We start from the raw sequence: 20,379 nt of genomic DNA, 5'->3' as shown, positions 1-20,379 counted from the left end.
CTCGTAGGATGGATTAGCCGACTTGTCCGACGTGGCTCGCAGAGCGAAGGCGGAAGGCGTAACCGGAACGAAGAGGTGGCCTCATGATCGTGAAGTCCTGCAGTCGCAACGTCCTCAGCGGCACGTCGGGAGGGTGGCGCGTCTGGTCGCTATCGGACGGCTACCTCGATATGCCTGCGTCCCTTTTGCGAGACGCGCGGGATAACCCCGTGCCACAGACCGGGCGGGCGGGGACGCTTCGCTTATCGGTCAATTGCTTCGCCCTCGCAGGTCCTGATGTCGACGGCGTTCTGATCGACAGCGGAGGAGGTGGCTGGAACCCGACAGTGGGGCGTCTCGAGCAGACCATGGCGGATGCCGGGATCGAGCCGGCTTCGATCACGGTTCTGGCGTTGACGCACACCCACCAGGATCACTTGCACGGGCTGTTGACCGCGGACGGCCGGGTGCTGTTTCCCAACCTGAAGACGATCGTCATTTCCGAGGCGGCTGTGGAGAGCTTTTTCGCCGAGGCGCACCTTGCGCGGTTCCGGCCCCTGCTGAAATCCATCCGGGATGGCGATCGGGTGGCCGAGCGATTGAGCGCGGTCGCATTGCCCGGTCATGCTCCCGGTCATACCGGCTACGCGTTTGATACGAACGAAGACCGTTTTCTGTTTTTCGGGGACATCATTCATGTCCCGGCGCTGCAGTTTGGCAATCCCGATTTCAGTTGGGGCTATGACGACGACCAGCCGGCTGCACGCGCAACCCGCCAAATGGTTCTCCATGAGGCGGCTGAGACCGGGACGTGGATCGCCGGCGCGCATCTTGGCTGGCCGGGCATTGGCCGCGTCGTTCGCAAGGGCGAAGCATACGGCTATGAGCCGGCGGCAGGATGATCGCACACATGGAACGAACAACCGCGGGCTGGGGCAGTGGGCTCCTCGGCGTGATTATCTTCAGCGGATCGCTGCCGGATGCGCCAGCGTCAGCACAAACCCACAGACTGACCCCCGCGAACGCTTCTTGCGCCGCGGGGGCAGTCTGGAAGATGAATCAGTTCGGGCGGTCGGTCGCACGGCGAAGGTCGCCGTCTCCTTTCAAACGGCGAACGATCCAGCGCCCGATGTCGCCGAAGATGTTGCCGCCGCTGATCGCCTCGAGCTCTGCATCGGTCAATTCGCGGATTTCCGAGGTCTTCTGTTCCATGTTCTGCATTGTCGTCCACTCCTTGTCAGGTCGGGCGGACCATTCCGCCGTCGATGGGCAGATCAATGCCGCAGGACGCCGCGCGTCGCTGTGACTGACGTCACACGGCGTCGCTTGGGTGCCGACGAGGTTCGAAAACGCGGTGAAGAAATCTCAAGCTGCATCTGCCGCAGCAAAATGCGCCAACTGGTCTGCGTGTGCCTTCACGAAAGACGGTCGGGCCGTGGCGCGCGCGACATAGTCGTGACAGGCGGGATATTTTGCGAGGCCGTCGAACCGGGCGACGAGGCGCAGCACATCCACCATGAGGATGTCGGCGACGGAAAATGTCCCGGCGAGCCATTCGCGTCCTGCCAGCACGGCCTCCATGTGTTTGAGCCGGTGCTGATGGAGGAACCCGTCAAAGAGTTTCAAGGCCGGCGTGTCGCCGGTGTTGCCGGAAAAGATGAGCAGGGACCAGGGCAGCCTGGCCATCTCGACGGAGTTGAGCGCGGCGAACAGCCATTGCTTCGTATCGCTGCGAGCGCGCGGATCACTGGGCATCAGCGCGTCGCTGCGCTCGCCGAGATGCAGCAGCATCGCGCCGCTCTCGAAGATCGAGATGTCGCCATCGGTCAACCACGGCACTTGGCCGAACGGCTGGTGGGCGAAATGTTCGGCGCTCCGATCGCGAAACGGCACGCTCTCGACCCGGTAGGGCAGGCCGGCCTCTTCCAGCGCCCAACGCTCGCGGATGTCGCGCACATAGCCGCGCGGCGGTTCGGGAACCCAATCGAAGGTGGTGAGGATCAGGTCGCTCATTCGGCTTCTCCAGAAAAAACCTCGAGAAAGACGGGTAGTTTGTCGAGCAGGCCGCTCCAGCCCTGCTCGTGACTCTTGCGCGCCTCATCGTCGGGAAGATGCTCGTGTCGCAATGTCAGCCTGGTGCCGCCGTCGTCAGGCTCAAGCAGAAACGTGACCAGCGACTCGCGTGCCTTCGTTCCCGGCAAGTCCCAGGTGAACACCAGCTTCCTTTCGGGAATCACCTCCTGATAAATTCCGGTGGGATTGTGCTCCTCGCCGTTCAGCAACCGGAAGACGACGCTGAAGCGGCCTCCCGGCCGCACGTCCGCCTCGGCGCGCAGTGTCGGCCCGGCATCAGGACCCCACCACTGCATCATCAGTTTGGGCTGCGTGATCGCCGCCCACACCCTGGCGGGCGGGGCCTTGATTCTGCGCACGATGGTCACGCTCGGCAGGCTCCACGTCATCGCTCGCCATCCTCTTCCACGAGCGCAACAAGGCGATCGAGGCTGACCGTCCAGAGCCGCTCATACCGTTTGAGCCACTCCATGGCCTCCCGCATCGGCCGGACCGAAAGATGGACCGACACGGTGCGACCGGTTTTGGTGCGCTTGATCAATCCCGCATCGGACAGCACATCCAGATGCTTCATCATTCCAGGCAGTTTCAGCGAAAACGGCCGGGCGAGTTCGCTCACCGAAAGCCCGGGTTTTTCCTTCAGCCGTAGCAGGACGGCCCGCCGGGTAGGATCGGCGAGCGCGGAAAACGTGCGGTCCATACGGGATGCTTGATACTTCACCATGTAGCGAAGTATTGCTTTTGTCGCCGGCGGTGTCAACTTCGCCGTCGGATTGATGAGGTTTCCAACCGATATGACTGAGGATAATGTTGACGCGATGAAGCCAAGACCCGCCGACCCCTCCGAAACCAGCGTGCTGACACGCCTGTGGTATGACGGCTGGCAGGATGCCCACGCCGCGATCCTGCCGCCGGCGCTGGCGCGTGCGCGCACGTTTGAAGATTTTGCCGAACGGATGTCCGCCGCGCTTGCCGATGTGCGGGTGGTCGGCCCGCTGGGCGCGCCATTGGGCTTTGCGATGCTGAAGGGCGATGAACTCAACCAGTTCTACGTCACATCGGCATCGCGCGGCACGGGTGTCGCGGCCACGCTGATCGCGGATGCTGAGGTACAGATGTCGCAGCGCGGCGTCGAGACGGCCTGGCTCGCCTGTGCGATCGGCAATTCGCGCGCCGCAAAATTCTACGAGAAGAGCGGATGGTATCTCGCCCGGACGATGGTCAACCGCCTCGATACCGTTGACGGCCCGTTCGATCTAGAAATTTGGCGTTATGAGAAGCGCCTGGCGCAGCGGTGAAGTTGCTGTGACTATTGCGACGTCATTGCTCGATTTGCAGCAATCCGACCGCAAGATGCCGGAACGCCGCGACTGCCTTGGCAAGAACGGCGCGGGGATCGTCAGCCGCGGCAATCCACAGCGCGGCGCTGAGCGCGGCGCCATTGAGCAGCCGGGCGGCCGCTTCCGCATCCACCGGCCTGACGGTTTTCGCATCGATCAGCGCCTGGATGGTTTGCGTCGTGGTGCGCAGGCACTCGTTCTGGTTCGGCCATCGCGAGGGATCGCCGAGCACGGCCGGCCCGTCCAGCAGCATGATGCGCTGGATCTCCGGCTCCAGCGCCATCTCGATAAAGGCGATGTTGGCGTCGAGAAATCCGAGCCACGCGGTCTTGGCCCGGTCCTGGACGGCGCGCATCCGCGCCACCATTTCCGCGTCGATCTGGTCGATCACCGCCTGCAGCAGGCCCTTCTTGTCGCCGAAATTGTGGTAGAGCGCGCCGCGCGTCAGGCCGGCCTTGGCGGTCAGATCGTCCATCGACGCCGCGGCATAGCCCTCCGCCGCAAACGCCTTGCGGGCGGCCCTGATGAGCTTGACCCGGGTCTTCTCCACCATCTGCGCCCGCCGCTTTGCGACCAAAGCCAACTCCGATCAAAAAACATACGCAGCGTATGCCATTGACATACGGCGCGTATGAACAGATATAGCGGCATGCGGGGCGTATATCAATGCTCCCGCCGGCCGCGACCGTTGCGGCCGGGTCTTGCCTCGTTCAAACGGAGTGAAACAATGTCAAAACGCGACGCGATTTTCCCTGCCGGCCGGCAGGCGCTGTACGAAATCAACCGCTACTCGGCGGCGATCCGCTCCGGCGATCTGCTGTTCGTCTCCGGCCAGGTCGGCAGCCGCGATGACGGCTCGCCGGAGCCTGACTTCGCAAAGCAGGTCCAGCTTGCCTTCGACAATCTCGCCGCCGTGCTGAAGGCCGCCGGTTGCACCTTCGACGACGTCGTTGATGTCACCACCTTTCACACCGACCCGGCCAAGCAGTGGGAGACGATCGGCCCCATCAGGCTGAAGGCGATCGGCGAGGCGCCTTACCCGAACTGGACCGCGGTGGGCGTGAACTGGCTGGCCGGCTTCGATTTCGAGATCAAGGTCATCGCGCGCGTTCCGCAGTCTGCCTGATTGGATGGCGGCGTATCGCAACGAGAAAAGCGCCGTGTCACCGCAATCCGCAATGCAGATCGGCGCAGCAAGCCAGCGACGCGCCAGCCTGTCAGCGCCATCCGCCCGGCACGGTCTGCAGCAGTTTCTGACCGGCCTGGGTTTGGTCGGAGGCCAAAGCGACCAGCACTTTCGCGACGGTGGCGAAGGCCAGTTTGGGAAGACCCGGAACATTGCGCACCTTGTTCAGTGCCACGAGATCCCAGGCGGGATCGGGCGGTCCCTTCCTCAGGCTCACTGGATAGACCGCGGTCCAGTTCGCTTCGCAACGGGAGAGCGCCTGCTCGGCAATGGATTTGTCGTCGAACAGCCTCTTGGCGATGAAGTAGTAGAACAGAATCCTGGGAAGCAGCGACGCCTTCGCCGCCGTTTCGCCAACACCGAAGGAGGACATCAGGACGAAGCGCTTCACTCCCGCCTGATTGATCGCCGAAATAACCTTGGGCAGCATTCGCCGTTGAAAATCGGTTCCCCGGAGCAGGGTCCCGACCGTAACGCGGGCGCCGAGGCAGGAGATGACAGCATCGGCTCCCACGAAGGCCTCGCGCATGGCGGCCTCGTCCTCGATCGAGCCGCTGACGACCGTGAGCCGTTGACGCGGCGTGACCGCCCGGGCGTTGCGGACAAAGGCGGTCACGTCATGCCCGGTCGCCAGCGCCTCGTCCACGACGAGCCCGCCGGTCGTTCCCGTTGCTCCCAAGACCACCATTTTCACTGCAGGCACCTCGTTACATGTGGACATAGGGATATTGGTACAAATTTCAATTAATCCAGATCGGTCGGCGCAATACGTTCTGTCATTGCGGCCGGCGACTGATCGCTCCTCAACCCCGCGACACCTTCTCGAACCGCTTGATCAGCCGCTCGCGCTTCAGCCGGGACAGCCGCCTGATCCAGAAAATCCCGTTGAGCTGATCGATCTCATGCTGATGGCAGACCGCGCGGAGGCCTTGCGATTCCTCGGTTCGGGCATGGCCGTCGATGTCGTGATAGCTGATCCGCAACCGCGCGTGGCGCTCGATGTCATCGTTGACGCCGGGCATCGAGACGCTGCCTTCCTGGTGCATGATCATCTCGGGCGAGGCCCAGATGATCTCCGGATTGACATAGGTCCGCGCGCCATCGACCGGGTCGAGATCGAGCACGACGACGCGAAGCAAGACGCCGATATGCGGCGCGGTGATGCCGATGCCGGGGGCGGCGTGCATGGTTTCCAGCAGGTCCGTCGCCAGCTCGCGCAGCGCGCCATCGAACGCGGTCACTCGCTGCGCGGTGAGCGCGAGGCGCGGGTCGGGATAGCGGACGATGGGACGGATCGTCATGAGCTGTTGTAGCGCACACGATGGCGCGCGTGAACCTCGCGAGCGGCGCGATGGATTGCGTCGCGGAGCTTTCATCGGGCGAGCATTCGCGCGACCCGTCGCACTCGCAATGCCGAAAGTTGGGTCGCAGGGTGCGACAAAACAACCCGTCGGGCAAATCTTTCAAGCCCCGAAATAAAAAATATTTCGCGTTTCCAGAAGGGCAAATCAGGGGCATATTTCTCGCCATCCCGTCCCACTCAGAGGGCGTCGGCCGTCGTCACGGACGTTGGACGGGTTGCGATGGACGCAACAGTTGCGCCTGACGAGCGCTCTGAAGCGTACGGTGAAGTCGTGCGGTCCCGACGCCCCGATGCTGGCGTCAAGTTGGTGGAAAGCTCAGGCTTCTCACTGATGACGGTGTCAACGAGCTCGGCCCGACCGAGGAGAGCACGAAGTAAGCCGTAAAGCCAATGCGCAGGGAAGGCCGGATGCTCTCCGCTGGACCTGTATGCTCGTGTGCGCACTCTTGTTGCACAATTACACACGAGACCGTGGGTGCAGCGCGCACCCGGTCTTCCCTGCGCCCTCGGATTGGAGAGGGCAAGGAAATCTGGCAAAGCTCGGGCATATCAGGCCGCGAGAACGCGGACCTGTGTTTGATCCGTGGTGTAACAACAAACACCGCCGTCGTCCCGGCCTTGAGCTCAGATGCGCAATTGCGCATCGGGGGACCCATAACCACAGGCAGAAGTTTTGCGAAAGGTCTCTGCTACCTGAGTCTTCATCGAGAGATCACGCGGTATGGGTCCCGGCGTTCGCCGGGACGACGCATGGGTGGAGTCATGTTTGACAATACTCACCACGGACAGACCTGCTATTCCAGGCAGGCCGCGCCAAATCTGTCTGTCTGTGGCAACATCACCGCAATTCTCATCCTCGGCCAAGGATAAATCCATGTCACGCGTGTCGATCAAGACCAAGAACGATCTCCCGGCTGAGTTGCAGCCGCTGTGGGACAAGATGACGACGTATGGCGCGTTCGAGAACCAGGCGGGTGTGATGGCGCACCGGCCGCCGATCTTCAAGCATACGTGGTCGCTGCTGGTTGATCTCGCCGAGAGCGGCACCTTGTCGAAACGGCATCTGGAGATCGCGCTGGTCGCGGTGTCCCTGTTGAACAAGTGCGACTATTGCGTTTCGCACCACGCGCCGAAACTGGCGATCCAGGGCGTATCGGAAGCGGGCGCCGAACGGCTGCTCGACTACAAGGACCATCCGGAACTCGATGACGTCGACAAGCTCGTGGTCGAATATTCCGTTGCGGTGAACAATAACTGGAGCAAGACCCGCGACGAAATCTTTACCCGCCTTCGCGAACATTTCTCCGAAGCCCAGATTGTCGAACTGACCTGGCGCATCGCCCTGTGTGGCGCCTTCAACCGCTTCACCGATATCCTGCAATGCGATATCGAGCCGAGCGTCCCCGCGCGTGAAGCCGCCGAGTAGCCCGCGCGATGTCCGACGATATGAACTGGCTTTCCGCCCGCGAGATGACCCGGCGCTTCGCCAAGGGCGACCTGTCGCCGGTCGATGTGTTAGAAGCGACGCTGGCGCGACTGCATGCGGTCAATCCGGCTCTCAATGCGACCTGCCTGCTGGATGAGCCGCAGGGGAGACGATTAGCTGCGGTGTCGGCGGAGCGCTGGCGTCGCGGTGAGCCCATGGGGCCACTCGACGGCGTGCCGGTCGCGATCAAGGACACCGGACATGTCAAGGGGTGGCCGATGCGCATCGGCTCGCACTCGACGGCAACGGCGCCGAGCACGGAGGATACGCCGGGTGTCGCGCGGCTGCGTGAGGCCGGCGCGGTGTTCTTCTGCAAGACAACGACTCCGGAATTCGGCTGGAAGGGGATTACGCACGGCCCGCTGACCGGCATCACGCGCAACCCCTGGGATACTTCCCGCACGCCCGGCGGCTCCAGCGGCGGCTCGGCCGCCCTGGTTGCGGCGGGCGTCGTGCCGCTGGCCACCGGCGGCGATGGCGGCGGCTCGATCCGCATCCCCGCCGCATTCAGCGGTGTGTTCGGATTGAAGCCGAGCTACGGCGTGGTGCCGAATTTGCTGGGGCCGATGGGAACGCTCGCGGTCTATGGCGGCCTGTCGCGCGACGTCGCCGACAGCGCGCTGCTGCTGAACGTGCTGACGCGCCCCGATGCGCGGGATTCCTTCGCCATTCCCTATCGCGGCATCGACTATCTCGATGGCCTCGACCAGGGGCTGGCGGGAATGACAATCGCATGGTCGCCCGATCTCGGCTTCCCGGTCACCGAGCCTGCAGTCGTCGCCGGCATGCAGCCGGCCATCGACGCACTGGTGAAGGCCGGCGCCGACGTGAAGAGCATTGATCTGGATCTGTCAGCTGCGCAGCCTGCACTGGAAGTGATCTGGGGCGCATCGCATGCCGCTGTGGTACGCGATTTCGACGGCGCGCAACTGGCGGCGCTCGATCCGGGTCTGCTGCGGCTGGTCATCGCCGCCCAGGATATTTCGGCGAGCGAATTGCAGGCGGCCTATGCCGACATGCGCACGCTCAGCCAGCAGATGCATCACTTCCATCAGCACTACGATCTCTTGCTGACGCCGACCATTCCCATCACCGCCTTCGCCGCCGGCATCGACACGCCCGATTCGGCACGCTTTCCCCAGTGGTTCGATTGGACGCCATTGACGTGGCCGTTCAATCTCACCCGCCAGCCCGCGGCCTCGGTGCCGTGTGGTTTTGTCGAAGGCTTGCCGATCGGCCTGCAGATCGTGGGGCCGATGTTCAGCGAGGAAAAAATCCTCCGCGCCAGCCGTTGTGTCGAACAGGCATGCGCCAGCGGCGCGCGGCCGACCCTTGTCTAGGAAGACTTGCCAATCAAGCCTTGTCGATCAGCCGAACGTGAAGGTGTAAGCGCTCAGGCCGGCCTTGGGCACTTTCAGGCGCAACACATGCTCGCCGCTGCTGCCGCTGTAGAGAGGATAAAGCCGGCTTCCATCGATGGTGACCGGCGGCTGCGGCGTGCCGTCCACGGTGATGGAGACCGCTTGCGGCGATGCGCTGCCCGCGACCAGATTGACCTTGGGCGCGTTGAAGCGGAGCACGATCTCGCTACCGTCTGCCGAGGCGGTGGCGCTGTCGCCAACCAGCTTCCAACCGCCACCGAGCGCGAAGCGACCTTGCGGCACGCTGTCCGGCAGCGCGTAGGATCGCTCTCCGGCTGCGGCATCCTGCGAGCCCACGATGGCGCCGTCGTTCTTCTCCGACCCGAGATAGACTTCGGGCGTTTCGATGCCGGCGAGATCCGGATCGCTTGCCTGCGCCGCCGGCTTGGCTTCGCCGACGAGGCGGGCGATCGTGTTCTCCATCTGCTGGTAGCCGCCTTCGCCGAACTGCGTCGCGACGATGGTGCCGGACCTGTCGATCAGATATCCGGCCGGCCAATACTGATTACCGAAGGCGCGCCAGGTGCGGTACTGATTGTCCTGAGCAACCGGGTATTTGATACCGAAGCGCTTGGTGGCGGTCTCGACATTCGCCGTCTCCCTCTCGAAGGCGAATTCAGGCGTGTGCATGCCGACCACGACGAAACCCTTGTCCTTGTAGGTGTCGTACCACTTCGTCACATAGGGCAGGGTGCGCACGCAGTTGATGCAGGAATAGGTCCAGAACTGCACCAGCACGACCTTGCCGCGCAGGCTTTCCAGCGTCAGCGGCGGAGAATTCAGCCAGGCCGAAATTCCGGCGAATTCCGGCGCGGTGCGGCGCTCGCTCGATGTGGTTTGCTCACCGCGGGTCAGCGACGGGCTGAACTGCACGACGACGAGGAAGCCGACGATCAGAAGCACAATGACGGTGAGAAGCTTGCGCATGGTCATAGTCCTGTTTGGTGGTTCGGGTAGAAGTCCGAGAGCCACACCGTGATGATGGTGTCGTATTGCGTGTAGAAAGCGAACGCGACGAGCAGTACTGCCGCGCCGAAGCTGCGCTGCAGGGCAGGCGTGTAGGGCACGAGCCTGCGCATCTGGGTGGTGGCGTATTGCCCGCCATAAGCGATCAGCAATATCGGGAGGGCCGCGCCGATTGCGTAAGTGACGAGCAATACGCTGGCGCGTGCGAGGTCTTCCGACGTCGCGATCAGCGTGAGTATGGAGCCGAGCACCGGCCCGGCGCAGGGCGTCCACAACACGCCGAGCGAGAGGCCGAGAACGAGGCCGCCGAAATTGCCCGGTCCGGCAGCCCGCACGGCGCCATCCGCGTGCGCGAGGAGACCGCTCAACCGCGCCACAAGCCACTCATAGGGTTGCGGCCAGAGCATCAGCACGCCGAATCCGCCGAGCAGCACGATGGAAATCTTGCGCAAGCTGTCATGCGACAGCCCCAACACCGTTGGGAACGCGCTGAACAGCAAGGCGAAGCCGGAGAAGGCGATGACGAAACCGCCCACGATGAACATTGGCCGCAACCGGCCGTGCTGGCCGATCGACGTGCCGAGCAGGATCGGAAGCAGCGGCAGGATGCACGGCGCTGCTGCCGTCAGCAGTCCTGCCGCCAGGGCGAGGGCTATGTCGATCATCGCAGTAATCCCCGTGGGAAGCCGTCGCCGTCACTTCTTCAACGTCAGAAGCGGCTTGCCCTTTTCGACGATGTAGGTGGCGAGCTCGCTGCCGGTGACGCTGCCGACATTCTTGGCCGCGTGAACGGTACCGGCCGGAATGAACAGAACATCGCCCGCCTTGAGTGTGACCGGTGGCTTGCCCTCGATTTCGTATTCGAGCGTGCCCTCCAGCACATTGACGATCTCTTCGCCGGGATGGCTATGCCTGCCGAACGCCGCACCCGGCGCGAAATCGACGCGCACCTGGACGGCCTCGCGTCCGGGAATGCTGAGATCATGCCGCTGCAGGTCGGTTCGCGTGATGCCGGACGGCTGTGCCTGCGCCGCAGGCAGCGCCAAAACGCTTGCCGTGATCAACGCCGCGCTCGCTACAACTCGCATCGCCTTCATCAGATGGTTGCTCATATCGATTCTCCTTGGGTTGAGGAATTTCACGAGCCCGCGTGGACCGGGCCGAGACCCGGCCGGTCCGCGTGGGATAAAAGCTGCTCACAGCGGCAGCGGCTCGCCGGCCTGTTCCTTGGCGATGTACTCGGCGTACCAGTCCGGCCAGTTCACATCGTGCTGGCCGCCGTTCCGCTTCTCGTGCTCGCCATGGGCTGCCGCCGCGCGGCGAAGCGCGCTGGCGATTTCGGCCGACGACGAGAAATTCGTGTCGCCTTCGACGCGTCCGGGGGCGCGGGCGGTGACTTCCTGGAACAGCCAGCCATTGCCATCAGGATCGCTAAAGGAAGCATACGACTGGTAGGTGCGACGCTCCGGATCCGGGCCGCTGGCGCGATCACGCCCGAGCAGGAAGGGTTCATGTTTGGCGGTGAACACGCCGTCGGCGGCATGGAACACTTCGCTCACGTCGACGCCGCGACCCTGCAATTCCTTGCGCGCGGCTTCGATGTCGGAGACGACCAGATAGAGTCCCTTTGCGGAGCCGGGGGCCGCCGCGGTGACGTTCTTGCCGAAGATGACAGAAGCGTCGGAGCCGGGCGGGGTGAACTGGATAACGCGATAGTCCTTGCCATCGGCGAAGTCGGCATCGAGCCGCCAGCCGAGGCTGCCGTAGAACGCCTTGGCGCGATCGACGTCGGAAACCGGGATAACGACGACCTCGAGCTTCATGGCGGGGGTCGCGGTCTTGCTTGCATTTGTCATGGTCCTTCTCCCTTTGCGAGTTAGATCGGATGCGATCTATTTGCGTACGCGCTATAAAGGCCCGAAAGCCTCGAAAGTCAACGTGTCCGATTAAATCGTATGCGATATATTATTCACGTGTTCGTGTCCGGCAGGCGGGCGCCGGCTACGGTGAAAGACGGCCCAGGGCCGATTCCCCAGACAATTCAAACGAGAAGCGGCGCGGCATGCCGGAAATGCCGGGAGATGTGTAAGTTGGCGACGGCGGGCGCCAGTGCTGGCTGGAGCAATTTGGACGACATCGACGAGGGAAAGTAAGGCCGGCCGCGCGCTGCGCCGCTCCTGAAGCCCGGTAGATGTGCGCGATGATAGAAGCGTTCAACTACGAATGATTCTCCGATCAAAGGTCCGCTGGTGGCACCCGTCAAAATCAATCCCGACAAGATCCGCGAATTCAAGGACGCCGTGAGTTTCTACAAATGGCTCGGCAGATACCACGACAAGGAAGACGAAATCTGGATCAAGATCCACAAGGTGGATTCAGGATTCAAATCGATCACGCCCAAGCAGGCCATCGATGTCGTGCTGTGCTGGGGATGGATCGATGGCCAGCGCAAGGGTTTTGACGACAAGAGCTATATGCAGCGCTATACGCCGCGCACGAGGAAAAGCATCTGGAGTCAGATCAACGTCGATAATGTCGCGCGGCTGATCGACGAAGGCCGGATGACCGATCACGGCTTAAAGGAAGTCGACGCGGCCAAGTCCGACGGACGCTGGGCGCGCGCCTATAACAGCAAGGACATGAAGATCCCCGATGATCTGCAGGCCGCGATCGATGCCGAGCCCAAGGCAAAGGCCATGCTGGCGAAACTCAGCGCGCAGAACCGCTTCGCGCTGGCGTTTCGGACCCACAACATGAAAACCGAATCCGGACGGAAGAAGAAGGTCGAGACGTTCGTCGCGATGCTCAAGCGCGGCGAGACGATCCATCCGCAAGGCAAGAAATGAGGCGAGAAATGAGTGATGTTGCGGTCACTCCGCCAGCGCCTCCTGGCGGCTGCGCCGGATCGCGGGGAATATCATCAGCAGGAACAGCACCGCGACCAGGGCGAGCAGCGTGGCGCTGATCGGTCGGCGCAGGAAGACCGAAAAATCGCCGTCCGCCAGCAGCATCGCGCGCCGGAAATTTTCCTCAAGCTGCGGGCCGAGCACGAGCCCGAGCAGCAGCGGCGCGGGCTCGACGCCGACCTTGATGAAGAAGTAGCCGATCACCGCGCAGCCGAGCATCAGCCAGACGTTGAACAGATTGTTCGCGATGCCGAAGGTGCCGATGCAGCAGAACAGCACGATTGCCGGGAACAGCAGCCGGTAAGGAATTTTGAGCATCGAGACCCAAACGCCGATCAGGGGCAGGTTGATCACGAGCAGCATCAAATTGCCGACCCACATGCTGGCGATGACGCCCCAGACCAGTTGGGGTTGCTCGCGCATGATCTGCGGCCCGGGCTGGATGCCCTGCATCATCAGCGCGCCGATCATCAGCGCCATCAGGGCATTGGCGGGGATGCCGAGCGTCAATAGCGGGATGAAGCTGGTCTGCGCGCCGGCATTGTTGGCGGCCTCAGGCCCCGCGACGCCCTCGATCGCGCCCTTGCCGAAGCGGGAAGGATCACGGGCGAGCTTTTTCTCCAACGCATAGGATGAGAACGGCGGCAGCGCCGCCCCGCCGCCCGGCAACACGCCGAGGACGGAACCCAGCAGTGTGCCGCGGACCATCGCCGGGAAGGCGGCGCGAAGATCGGCGCCACTCGGGATCAGGCTGCGGATCGACTGGCTGACGACGCGCATCGTCGCCGGGCGCTCGAGGTTGGCGATGATCTCGCCAAGGCCGAACAACCCCATCGCGACCGGCACGAAGTCGAGTCCGTCGGAGATCTCGGGGATCCCGAAGGTCATCCGCGGCGCGCCAGAATTGACGTCGATGCCGACGAGGCCGAGCAGGATGCCGAGCAGCACCATCGCGAGCGACTTGGCGACGGAGCCGTGCGCGAGCACGACGGCGGCGATCAAACCGAGGACGAGCAGGCTGAAATATTCGACAGCAGTGAATTTCAGCGCCAGCGCCGCCAGCGGCAGGCTGAGCACGGCGATGACGACCGTAGCTACCGTGCCGGCAAAGAACGACGAGATCGCGGCGATGGCGAGCGCGGTCCCGGCCTTGCCCTGTTTGGCCATCTCGTGGCCGTCGAGGCAGGTGACGACCGAAGACGTTTCGCCGGGCACGTTGACGAGGATGGCCGTGGTCGAGCCGCCATATTGCGCGCCGTAGAAGATGCCGGCCAGCATGATCATGGCGGACGGTGGCGACAGGCCGAAGGTGAACGGCAGCAGCAGCGCGACCGCGGGGATCGGCCCGATGCCGGGCAGCACGCCGATCGCGGTGCCGATGACGACGCCGATCAGGCAGAACAGCAGATTGTTCAGCTGCAGGGCGGTAGAGAGCCCCATCAGCAGATTGTCGAAAAGCTCCATGTCAGAACCACGCTCCAGGCCAGATCGGCACCGGCAAGGCCAGCGCCTTGACGAAGAGCAGCACCGCGGCCGCCGAGAGTCCCAGCGCGAACAGCAGGGTTTCGATCGGCCGCGCTTCCCGCGTCGCCAGGCTAGCGATCAGGATTGCGGCAAAGGACGACAGCGCAAGGCCGTAGCGCGTTGCTGTCAGTGCGAACACGGCAACGGATGCCGTGATCGCGAGCAGGGGCTGCAGCCGGACCGGCGCGATCCCGACAAAGGGGCGGCGGAGCCCGCGGACACTGAACCAGAGCCCGAAGCCCAGCAGCATGATGGCGATGGCGCGCGGCATGTAGCCCGGCCCCATGTCGGCGGCATTGCCGCCCGACAAGGTGCGCGTCGCCGCCAGCGCGATTGCAGCGACAGCGATCAGGAACAGGCCGAAGAGCAGGTCCTGCCAATCCGTTCGGCGGGCGTTCATCACAAGCCTCGCTTGGCCAGTATCGGTCGCGTCATTCGCCCTTGATGCCGGCTTCGCGAATGATGTCGCCCCAACGCTTTGTTGAATCCTTCAGCCAGGTCGCCATCGCATCCGTGCTGCCGGCGCGGACTTCGCCGCCCTGTTCGGCGATCTTGGCCTTGATCTCGGGTGTCTCCAGTATCTTGCCGATCTCGGCATTGAGTCGTGCAATCACTGCCGGCGGCGTACCGCTGGCCACGACGATGCCTTGCCAGGTGCCGAACTCGCCGCCGGGCAGCTTGGCTTCCTTGAACGTCGGCACGTCCGGCGCGGAGGGGACGCGGTTCTCGCCGGTGACCGCGAGGCCGATCAACTGCTTGTTATTCACGAAGGGAAGGGTGGCCGACGCGCCATTGATGAGGGCGCCGCTCTCGCCGGCAACGACGGCGCGGGTGGCCGCAGCACCGCCCTTGTAAGGTACGTGCTTGAACTGGATGCCGAGTTCCTTCTGCATCACCACGGCGGTGATGTGATTGGCGCCGCCGACGCCGGAGTTGGCGACGGCGAGTTTGCCGGGATTGGCCTTGGCATAGGCAATCAGTTCCGCCGCCGTCTTGACCGGGATCGATTCATGCACGGCCAGCACATAGGGGCCGAACATCACCATCGTGACGGGGGCGAGGTCCTTTTCGAGACTATAGGTCAGGTTCGAAAACAGGCTGGGCGCCGTCGTTAGCGATCCGAGATCCGTCAGCAGCAACGTCGTGCCGTCAGGCGTCGCCTTGGCGACGGTGTCGGCGCCGAGATTGCCGGACGCGCCGGGCTTGTTCTCGATCACCACGCTCTGGCCGATCGCCGCCGACAGTTTCGGGCTGATCAGCCGCGCCAGGATGTCGGAGGTTCCGCCGGGCGCGAACGGCACGATGATGCGCACCGGCCGGTCGAAGTTTTGGGCGTATGCAACGCCGGGCAGTTGGCTGAGCAGGATGGCTGCGGCGGCGGCGAGGGCGGCGCGGCGCCCGAAACGTGGAAGCATGTTTTTCCTCCGGTCGAATTCGCGCAAGCGCCTGCGGCGTCGCGCATCGCGGTCTTTGGCCGCGCTGATGGCACGATAGGCGATGACCGATCCAATAGCGAACTAGAATGAGGATGGTCCGATACCAATTTTGGATCAAATAGCAGGGATGCGCTAGGCTAGCGAACTGGGAGCCGGTATGCGGCAAACGATAAAGGGAGTGGGATGTTCGAATTGAGTCAGGTCCGCTGCTTCGTGGCCGTGGCCGAGGAGCTGCATTTCGGCCGCGCCGCTGCCCGGCTGAACATGACGCAACCACCGCTGAGCCGGCAAATCCAGATTCTCGAACGGATTCTGGGTGTAAAACTGCTTCAGCGCGGCAATCGCCTGGTCCGGCTGACACCGGCCGGACAAAGCTTCCTGACTGAGGCGCGGCTGATCCTGAAGCTCACCGAAAGCGCGGCCTTGTTGGCGAGGCGCGTGGCGGAAGGCAAGGCCGGCTCGGTCAATATCGGCTTCACCGCCGCGTCTTCCTACAGCTATGTCCCCGAGCTGGTCGCGGCCTGCCGTCAGCAATTGCCGGATGTCGAACTGATCCTCAAGGAAATGGTCAGCGGCGACCAGCTCAAGCGTCTCGGTGCCGGCGAAATCGATATCGGCCTGTTGCGGCCGCCGATCCCGCGCACCGGCCTGCAGTTTTTCCGGGTCAAGGCCGAACGGATGATCGCGGCGGTGCCGGCCGGGCACAAGCTCGCCGGGGCGACGACGATTGATCTCAGGGATCTCGCGGCCGAACCGTTCATCACATATGCTCCCTATGAAGCCCGTTACTTCCATGACCTGCTGGTGGAGCTTTTCTCGCGCGCAGCATTGGCGCCGGTCTATGTCCAGCACCTCGCGCAGATCCATTCGATCCTGGCCATCGTGCAAGCCGGCGTCGGCGTCGCCCTGGTGCCGGAAGCGGCCGAGAAACTGCAGTTCAGGGGCGTCGCCCTGCGTCCGCTGGCGGACGACCAGCAGCGGGCGGCCGAACTCTACTTCGTCTGGCGGGACGACAACGACAATCCGCTGTTGCCGGTGATCGCGGCGATCGCCCGCGATCTTGCCGGCGCCTGAACCATCCAATCAATGGATCATTCGATCCAGCAATTGGTCTGCGGCGGCATCTGTCCCGGTCTACTCCTGAGGTCTTCACAGCGAGGACCGCAGCGATGAGCAGAATGACCCCGAAGGAAATGGCACTGACGATCGGCAACGGGCTGCTGTCGTTTCCCGTTACGCCGTTCGACACAGCCAACAAATTCGACGCCGCGCGCTATCGCTCCAATCTCGACTGGCTGTGCAGCTATGAGGTGGCCGGTCTGTTCGCGGCCGGCGGCACCGGCGAATTCTTCTCGCTGACGCCGGCGGAAGTGGTCGACGTCGTGGCAACCGCCGTGCAGCAGACCGCCGGCCGCGTGCCGGTACTGGCCGGCGTCGGTTACGGCACGGCGATGGCGACGGAACTTGCCGCCGCTGTCGAGCACGCCGGTGCGGACGGCATCCTGCTGCTGCCGCCTTACCTGGTTTTCAGCGAGCAGGCGGGGCTGGCTCATCATGTCGAGGCGGTGTGCAAGGCGACCAGCCTTGGCGTCATCGTCTACAACCGCGACAACGCCATCCTTACCGAGGACACGATCGCAAGACTTTGCGAACGCTGCCCGAACCTTGTCGGGTTCAAGGACGGCGTCGGCGACATCGAACAGATGACGCGGATCTATCTGCGCATGGGGGACCGGCTGACCTATGTCGGCGGATTGCCGACGGCCGAAACCTTCGCGCTGCCTTATCTCGAAATGGGCGTCACGACCTATTCCTCCGCCGTGTTCAACTTCGTGCCTGAGTTCTCGACCAAATTCTACGCGGCCGTGCGGCGGCGCGACCGCGAGACCGTCCAGGCGGGCTTGCGCGATTTCATCATGCCGCTGCTCGCGATCCGCAACCGCAAGCGCGGGTATGCGGTCTCGATGATCAAGGCCGGGATGAAAGTGATCGGTCGCGATTCCGGCCCGGTGCGCTCGCCGCTGACCGACCTGACGTCGGGAGAGGTCGAGGAACTTTCGGCGCTGGTAAGCCGGTTGAAAGCAAGTGAATTCACGCGCCGGTCGCTCGCCGCCGCCTGAGTTCGTGCGGCTGCACGCCTAACAAATCCCTTGTAGGCTCGTCCGCAACCGATTCTCGGTTGCGGAGGGGACGCGTATGGCGTTGCGGTCGATCAAACGCATGGCGCTCGCGCTGCTGGTATGTGGCGTAGGCTTCAGCCCTTCAACAGGCGCCGATGCCGCCGAACCGATCCGCATCGGCGCGGTGCTGCCGTTTTCCGGCGGCGTTGAGCTTTACGGCCAGCAGGCCAAGCTCGGGCTCGACCTCGCGGCCAAGGAGATCAACGCGGCGGGAGGTGTTCTCGGCAGACCGATTGAAGTGATTTACGCCGACGACAAGACGAGGCCGCCCTCCGCCGAGGACGCGATGCGCAAGTTGCTCGCCGATGGCGTTGTCGCGGTAGTCGGCCCCGTCACCTCGGCGAACCTGAATGCGATCGTGCCAATCGCCGAGAACCTGAAGACACCGCTGCTCTACGCCACCAATTTTGAAGGCGGCAAGTGCAGCCGTTATGTCTTCTCGTTCTCGACCGTGCCCAACCAGGACATGGGCCAATTACTGCCCTACATGAACCAGACCTTCGGCAATACGTATTTTCTGCTGGGCGCCGACCGGGTCTGGCCGCACCAGATGTTCGATATCGCAAAACCGCTGATTGAGAAGCTCGGCGGCAAGGTCGTCGGCACGCAATATACGCTGGGCACCGAGACGGATTTCACCCCGCTGATCGCGCAGGTGGCGGCGGTCAAACCGAAGGTGCTGCTGTTCGCGCTGAAAGGCGACGGCATCGATTTCATCCGGCAGGCCGACGAGCAGGGGTTGTTCAGGGAAACCACGGTCGCATTCCTCGGGTTGTCCGAAATCGATCTCGGCATTTTCCGCGGCAAAGGCCAGAACATGTATACGGCGGTGCCTTCGGTCGCCACCAGCGACGATCCCGCCATCAAGGCCTTCGTCGGCAAGGTTCGCTCTGAGGCCGGCGCCGACGTCCTGGTGTCGAACTATGTCATGACCCACTACAACACGCTGATCGCGCTCAAGGCAGCGATCGAGAAGGCCGGCAAGGTCGACAAGGAAGCCATCATCGACGCGATGGCGGGGCTGGTCTTCGCATCGCCGACCGGGCCGGTGACGATCGACCGGAACCACTATGCGACGATGAACATGTTCATCGCCAGGACGCAGGGGAACGAACTCGTCACGGTCCGCGCGCTCGGCCAGATCGCGCCGCAGCCGGGGTGCAAGCTGGCGGATCGCTAATGCGGAGGCGCTCTATCGAGCACCTCCAAAGGCTCCGCCGCTGCCGCTACTGGCCGTAGCCCACAAGCAGTTTCGGTAGCCACAATACCGTCGCGGGAAACAGCGAGATGATGATCAGCACCGCGACCCCGGCGCCCAGGAAGGGGCCGAGTTCACGGCTCTCCTCTTCCAGCTTCACGCCGGCGAAGTTGGCGCAGATGTAGAGCAGGATGCCGACCGGTGGCGTGATCAGCCCGAGGCAGAGGTTGAACACCATCACCAGTCCGAAATGGACGAGGTCGATGCCGACGGCCTGAACCACCGGCACCAGCACCGGGATCAGAATGAACATCGCCGGCAGCGGCTCCATGAAGATGCCGATGATGAGCAGGAAGACGTTGATCATCATCAGGATGATCGTCGGATCCGAGGAGAGGGAGCCGATCCAGACCGCGAGCGCGCGCGGCGTGCCCGACACCGCGAGCAGCCAGCCGAAACCCGATGACAGCGCGATGATGAACATCACCAGCGCGGTATCGAGGGCGGTCTGGATCAGGATCGGCCAGATCGTCCTGAGGCTGAGCTCCCGGTAGACGAAGAAGCCGATGAAGGCGGCGTAGACCACGGCGATGGTGGCGCTTTCGGTGACCGTGACGATGCCGCCGGTGACGCCGATCAGGATGATCACCGGCATCATGAGCGCCCAGCTTGCCGGCAGGAAGAGCCGCGGAATCTGCCGGATCGGCACGGCTTCCGAGACCGGGTAGTTGCGCTTCACCGAAATCCAGTAGGCCGCGACCATCAGCGACAGCGCAAGCAGGACGCCCGGCACGATGCCGCCGAGGAACAGCGCGATGATGGAGACGCCCTTTCCTGCGGATAGCCCGTAGATGACCAGCGGGATCGAGGGCGGGATGATCGGTCCGTTGACGCAGGCCGACGCCATTAGCGCTGCGGCGAAACCGCCGCCATAGCCCTGTTTCTTCATCGCCGGGATCAGCACCTTGCCGAGCGCCGAGGCGTCGGCCGCCGCCGAGCCCGACAGGCCGGAGAAGATCATCGCCGCCGTCACCGAAGTCAGCGCCAGACCGCCGCGGAACCGGCCGACCATGGCGTTGGCGAGGCTGATGATCTGGTGGGTGATGCCGCCGCCATTCATCAGGTTTCCGGCCAGGATGAAGAAGGGGATTGCGAGCAGCGCGTAGGAATCGGCGCCGACCAGCGTGCGCTGCGCCAGGATCGACATCGGCAGCGAGCCATGGGTCAAGATCGCGCCGATGGTGGCGAGCCCCATCGCGAAGGCAATCGGCACCGACAGGGCGAGCAGCAGGAAGAAGCCGCCGATCAGAACGGTGCTCAT

24 protein-coding genes are annotated in these 20,379 nt (G+C 63.5%); 9 read left to right on the top strand and 15 right to left on the bottom strand.

The window, feature by feature from the left end; genetic code table 11:
• Positions 1–83 precede the first annotated feature (83 nt).
• Entirely contained in the window at positions 84–881 is a 798-nt protein-coding gene (locus JQ611_RS03155; RefSeq protein ID WP_212464482.1) for an MBL fold metallo-hydrolase, read from the top strand.
• Between the two features lie 157 nt (positions 882–1,038).
• Here the strand turns inward: JQ611_RS03155 and JQ611_RS03150 are convergent, their stop codons facing one another.
• The 4 genes from JQ611_RS03150 to JQ611_RS03135 form a co-directional block, all read right to left on the bottom strand.
• Positions 1,039–1,200 carry a hypothetical protein gene (locus tag JQ611_RS03150; protein ID WP_212464481.1) on the bottom strand — a complete coding sequence of 54 codons (162 nt, stop codon included), beginning with the start codon at positions 1,198–1,200 and terminating at the stop codon, positions 1,039–1,041.
• Between the two features lie 144 nt (positions 1,201–1,344).
• Complete coding sequence (locus tag JQ611_RS03145) at positions 1,345–1,992, bottom strand: glutathione S-transferase family protein (protein ID WP_212464480.1); 648 nt, start codon at positions 1,990–1,992, stop codon at positions 1,345–1,347.
• Positions 1,989–2,441, bottom strand: a complete 453-nt coding sequence (locus JQ611_RS03140) for an SRPBCC domain-containing protein (protein WP_212464479.1) — start codon at positions 2,439–2,441, stop codon at positions 1,989–1,991. Before JQ611_RS03140 ends, JQ611_RS03145 begins: the two co-directional genes overlap by 4 nt.
• On the bottom strand, positions 2,438–2,752 hold the full coding sequence (locus tag JQ611_RS03135; RefSeq protein WP_249119179.1) for an ArsR/SmtB family transcription factor: 315 nt from the start codon (positions 2,750–2,752) through the stop codon (positions 2,438–2,440). The genes JQ611_RS03140 and JQ611_RS03135 overlap by 4 nt, the downstream gene beginning before the upstream one ends.
• 118 nt (positions 2,753–2,870) lie before the next feature.
• Here JQ611_RS03135 and JQ611_RS03130 point away from each other — a divergent pair, with 118 nt between their 5' ends.
• Positions 2,871–3,350, top strand: coding sequence for a GNAT family N-acetyltransferase (locus JQ611_RS03130; RefSeq protein WP_212464478.1), 480 nt, complete (start codon positions 2,871–2,873; stop codon positions 3,348–3,350).
• A gap of 22 nt (positions 3,351–3,372) precedes the next feature.
• Here the strand turns inward: JQ611_RS03130 and JQ611_RS03125 are convergent, their stop codons facing one another.
• Entirely contained in the window at positions 3,373–3,969 is a 597-nt protein-coding gene (locus JQ611_RS03125) for a TetR/AcrR family transcriptional regulator (RefSeq protein ID WP_249132879.1), read from the bottom strand.
• A 150-nt stretch (positions 3,970–4,119) separates the two neighbouring features.
• Here JQ611_RS03125 and JQ611_RS03120 point away from each other — a divergent pair, with 150 nt between their 5' ends.
• Positions 4,120–4,518: a RidA family protein gene (locus JQ611_RS03120; RefSeq protein ID WP_212464477.1), complete on the top strand. Its 399-nt coding sequence runs from the start codon at positions 4,120–4,122 to the stop codon at positions 4,516–4,518.
• Between the two features lie 91 nt (positions 4,519–4,609).
• On the opposite strand, the gene JQ611_RS03115 is transcribed toward JQ611_RS03120, so the two are convergent.
• Entirely contained in the window at positions 4,610–5,266 is a 657-nt protein-coding gene (locus JQ611_RS03115) for an NAD(P)-binding oxidoreductase (protein ID WP_249132907.1), read from the bottom strand.
• A 115-nt stretch (positions 5,267–5,381) separates the two neighbouring features.
• The gene (locus JQ611_RS03110) at positions 5,382–5,879 is read right to left on the bottom strand and encodes a peptide deformylase (protein WP_212464475.1); all 498 of its coding nucleotides are present in this window, start codon (positions 5,877–5,879) and stop codon (positions 5,382–5,384) included.
• A gap of 936 nt (positions 5,880–6,815) precedes the next feature.
• Here JQ611_RS03110 and JQ611_RS03105 point away from each other — a divergent pair.
• Positions 6,816–7,367 (top strand): carboxymuconolactone decarboxylase family protein, encoded by a 552-nt coding sequence (locus JQ611_RS03105; RefSeq protein WP_212464474.1) that lies wholly within the window; start codon positions 6,816–6,818, stop codon positions 7,365–7,367.
• 8 nt (positions 7,368–7,375) lie between these two features.
• A complete protein-coding gene (locus tag JQ611_RS03100; RefSeq protein ID WP_212464473.1) occupies positions 7,376–8,767 on the top strand; it encodes an amidase in 1,392 nt (463 codons plus the stop codon).
• A 27-nt stretch (positions 8,768–8,794) separates the two neighbouring features.
• Here the strand turns inward: JQ611_RS03100 and JQ611_RS03095 are convergent, their stop codons facing one another.
• From JQ611_RS03095 to JQ611_RS03080, 4 genes are all read right to left on the bottom strand, one after another.
• Complete coding sequence (locus JQ611_RS03095) at positions 8,795–9,775, bottom strand: thioredoxin family protein (RefSeq protein ID WP_249132878.1); 981 nt, start codon at positions 9,773–9,775, stop codon at positions 8,795–8,797.
• Positions 9,776–9,777: 2 nt separating this feature from the next.
• Positions 9,778–10,479 (bottom strand): cytochrome c biogenesis CcdA family protein, encoded by a 702-nt coding sequence (locus tag JQ611_RS03090; RefSeq protein ID WP_212264879.1) that lies wholly within the window; start codon positions 10,477–10,479, stop codon positions 9,778–9,780.
• A gap of 30 nt (positions 10,480–10,509) precedes the next feature.
• Complete coding sequence (locus JQ611_RS03085; protein WP_212264970.1) at positions 10,510–10,911, bottom strand: cupin domain-containing protein; 402 nt, start codon at positions 10,909–10,911, stop codon at positions 10,510–10,512.
• A 99-nt stretch (positions 10,912–11,010) separates the two neighbouring features.
• The gene (locus tag JQ611_RS03080) at positions 11,011–11,670 is read right to left on the bottom strand and encodes a VOC family protein (protein ID WP_212264878.1); all 660 of its coding nucleotides are present in this window, start codon (positions 11,668–11,670) and stop codon (positions 11,011–11,013) included.
• Positions 11,671–12,063: 393 nt separating this feature from the next.
• Here JQ611_RS03080 and JQ611_RS03075 point away from each other — a divergent pair, with 393 nt between their 5' ends.
• Positions 12,064–12,660, top strand: a complete 597-nt coding sequence (locus tag JQ611_RS03075) for a YdeI family protein (RefSeq protein WP_212464471.1) — start codon at positions 12,064–12,066, stop codon at positions 12,658–12,660.
• Positions 12,661–12,684: 24 nt separating this feature from the next.
• Here the strand turns inward: JQ611_RS03075 and JQ611_RS03070 are convergent, their stop codons facing one another.
• Genes JQ611_RS03070 through JQ611_RS03060 form a run of 3 tightly spaced genes read right to left on the bottom strand, consistent with a single transcriptional unit; the run spans position 12,685 to position 15,659 of the window.
• Complete coding sequence (locus tag JQ611_RS03070; protein ID WP_212264876.1) at positions 12,685–14,184, bottom strand: tripartite tricarboxylate transporter permease; 1,500 nt, start codon at positions 14,182–14,184, stop codon at positions 12,685–12,687.
• A 1-nt stretch (position 14,185) separates the two neighbouring features.
• Complete coding sequence (locus JQ611_RS03065) at positions 14,186–14,644, bottom strand: tripartite tricarboxylate transporter TctB family protein (RefSeq protein WP_212464470.1); 459 nt, start codon at positions 14,642–14,644, stop codon at positions 14,186–14,188.
• A gap of 31 nt (positions 14,645–14,675) precedes the next feature.
• Positions 14,676–15,659 (bottom strand): tripartite tricarboxylate transporter substrate binding protein, encoded by a 984-nt coding sequence (locus JQ611_RS03060; RefSeq protein ID WP_212388693.1) that lies wholly within the window; start codon positions 15,657–15,659, stop codon positions 14,676–14,678.
• A 204-nt stretch (positions 15,660–15,863) separates the two neighbouring features.
• Here JQ611_RS03060 and JQ611_RS03055 point away from each other — a divergent pair, with 204 nt between their 5' ends.
• The 3 genes from JQ611_RS03055 (at position 15,864) to JQ611_RS03045 (ending at position 19,040) form a co-directional block, all read left to right on the top strand.
• The gene (locus tag JQ611_RS03055) at positions 15,864–16,754 is read left to right on the top strand and encodes a LysR substrate-binding domain-containing protein (protein ID WP_212264873.1); all 891 of its coding nucleotides are present in this window, start codon (positions 15,864–15,866) and stop codon (positions 16,752–16,754) included.
• 95 nt (positions 16,755–16,849) lie between these two features.
• Positions 16,850–17,800, top strand: coding sequence for a 5-dehydro-4-deoxyglucarate dehydratase (gene kdgD / locus JQ611_RS03050; RefSeq protein ID WP_212464469.1), 951 nt, complete (start codon positions 16,850–16,852; stop codon positions 17,798–17,800).
• Between the two features lie 76 nt (positions 17,801–17,876).
• Positions 17,877–19,040 (top strand): substrate-binding protein, encoded by a 1,164-nt coding sequence (locus tag JQ611_RS03045; protein WP_212264871.1) that lies wholly within the window; start codon positions 17,877–17,879, stop codon positions 19,038–19,040.
• 46 nt (positions 19,041–19,086) lie between these two features.
• On the opposite strand, the gene JQ611_RS03040 is transcribed toward JQ611_RS03045, so the two are convergent.
• Complete coding sequence (locus JQ611_RS03040) at positions 19,087–20,379, bottom strand: TRAP transporter large permease (RefSeq protein WP_212464468.1); 1,293 nt, start codon at positions 20,377–20,379, stop codon at positions 19,087–19,089.

Origin of the sequence: Bradyrhizobium sp. AUGA SZCCT0182, assembly GCF_018130185.1 — a bacterium.
GTDB lineage: Bacteria > Pseudomonadota > Alphaproteobacteria > Rhizobiales > Xanthobacteraceae > Bradyrhizobium.
This window is presented reverse-complemented; position numbering and strand designations above follow the sequence as displayed.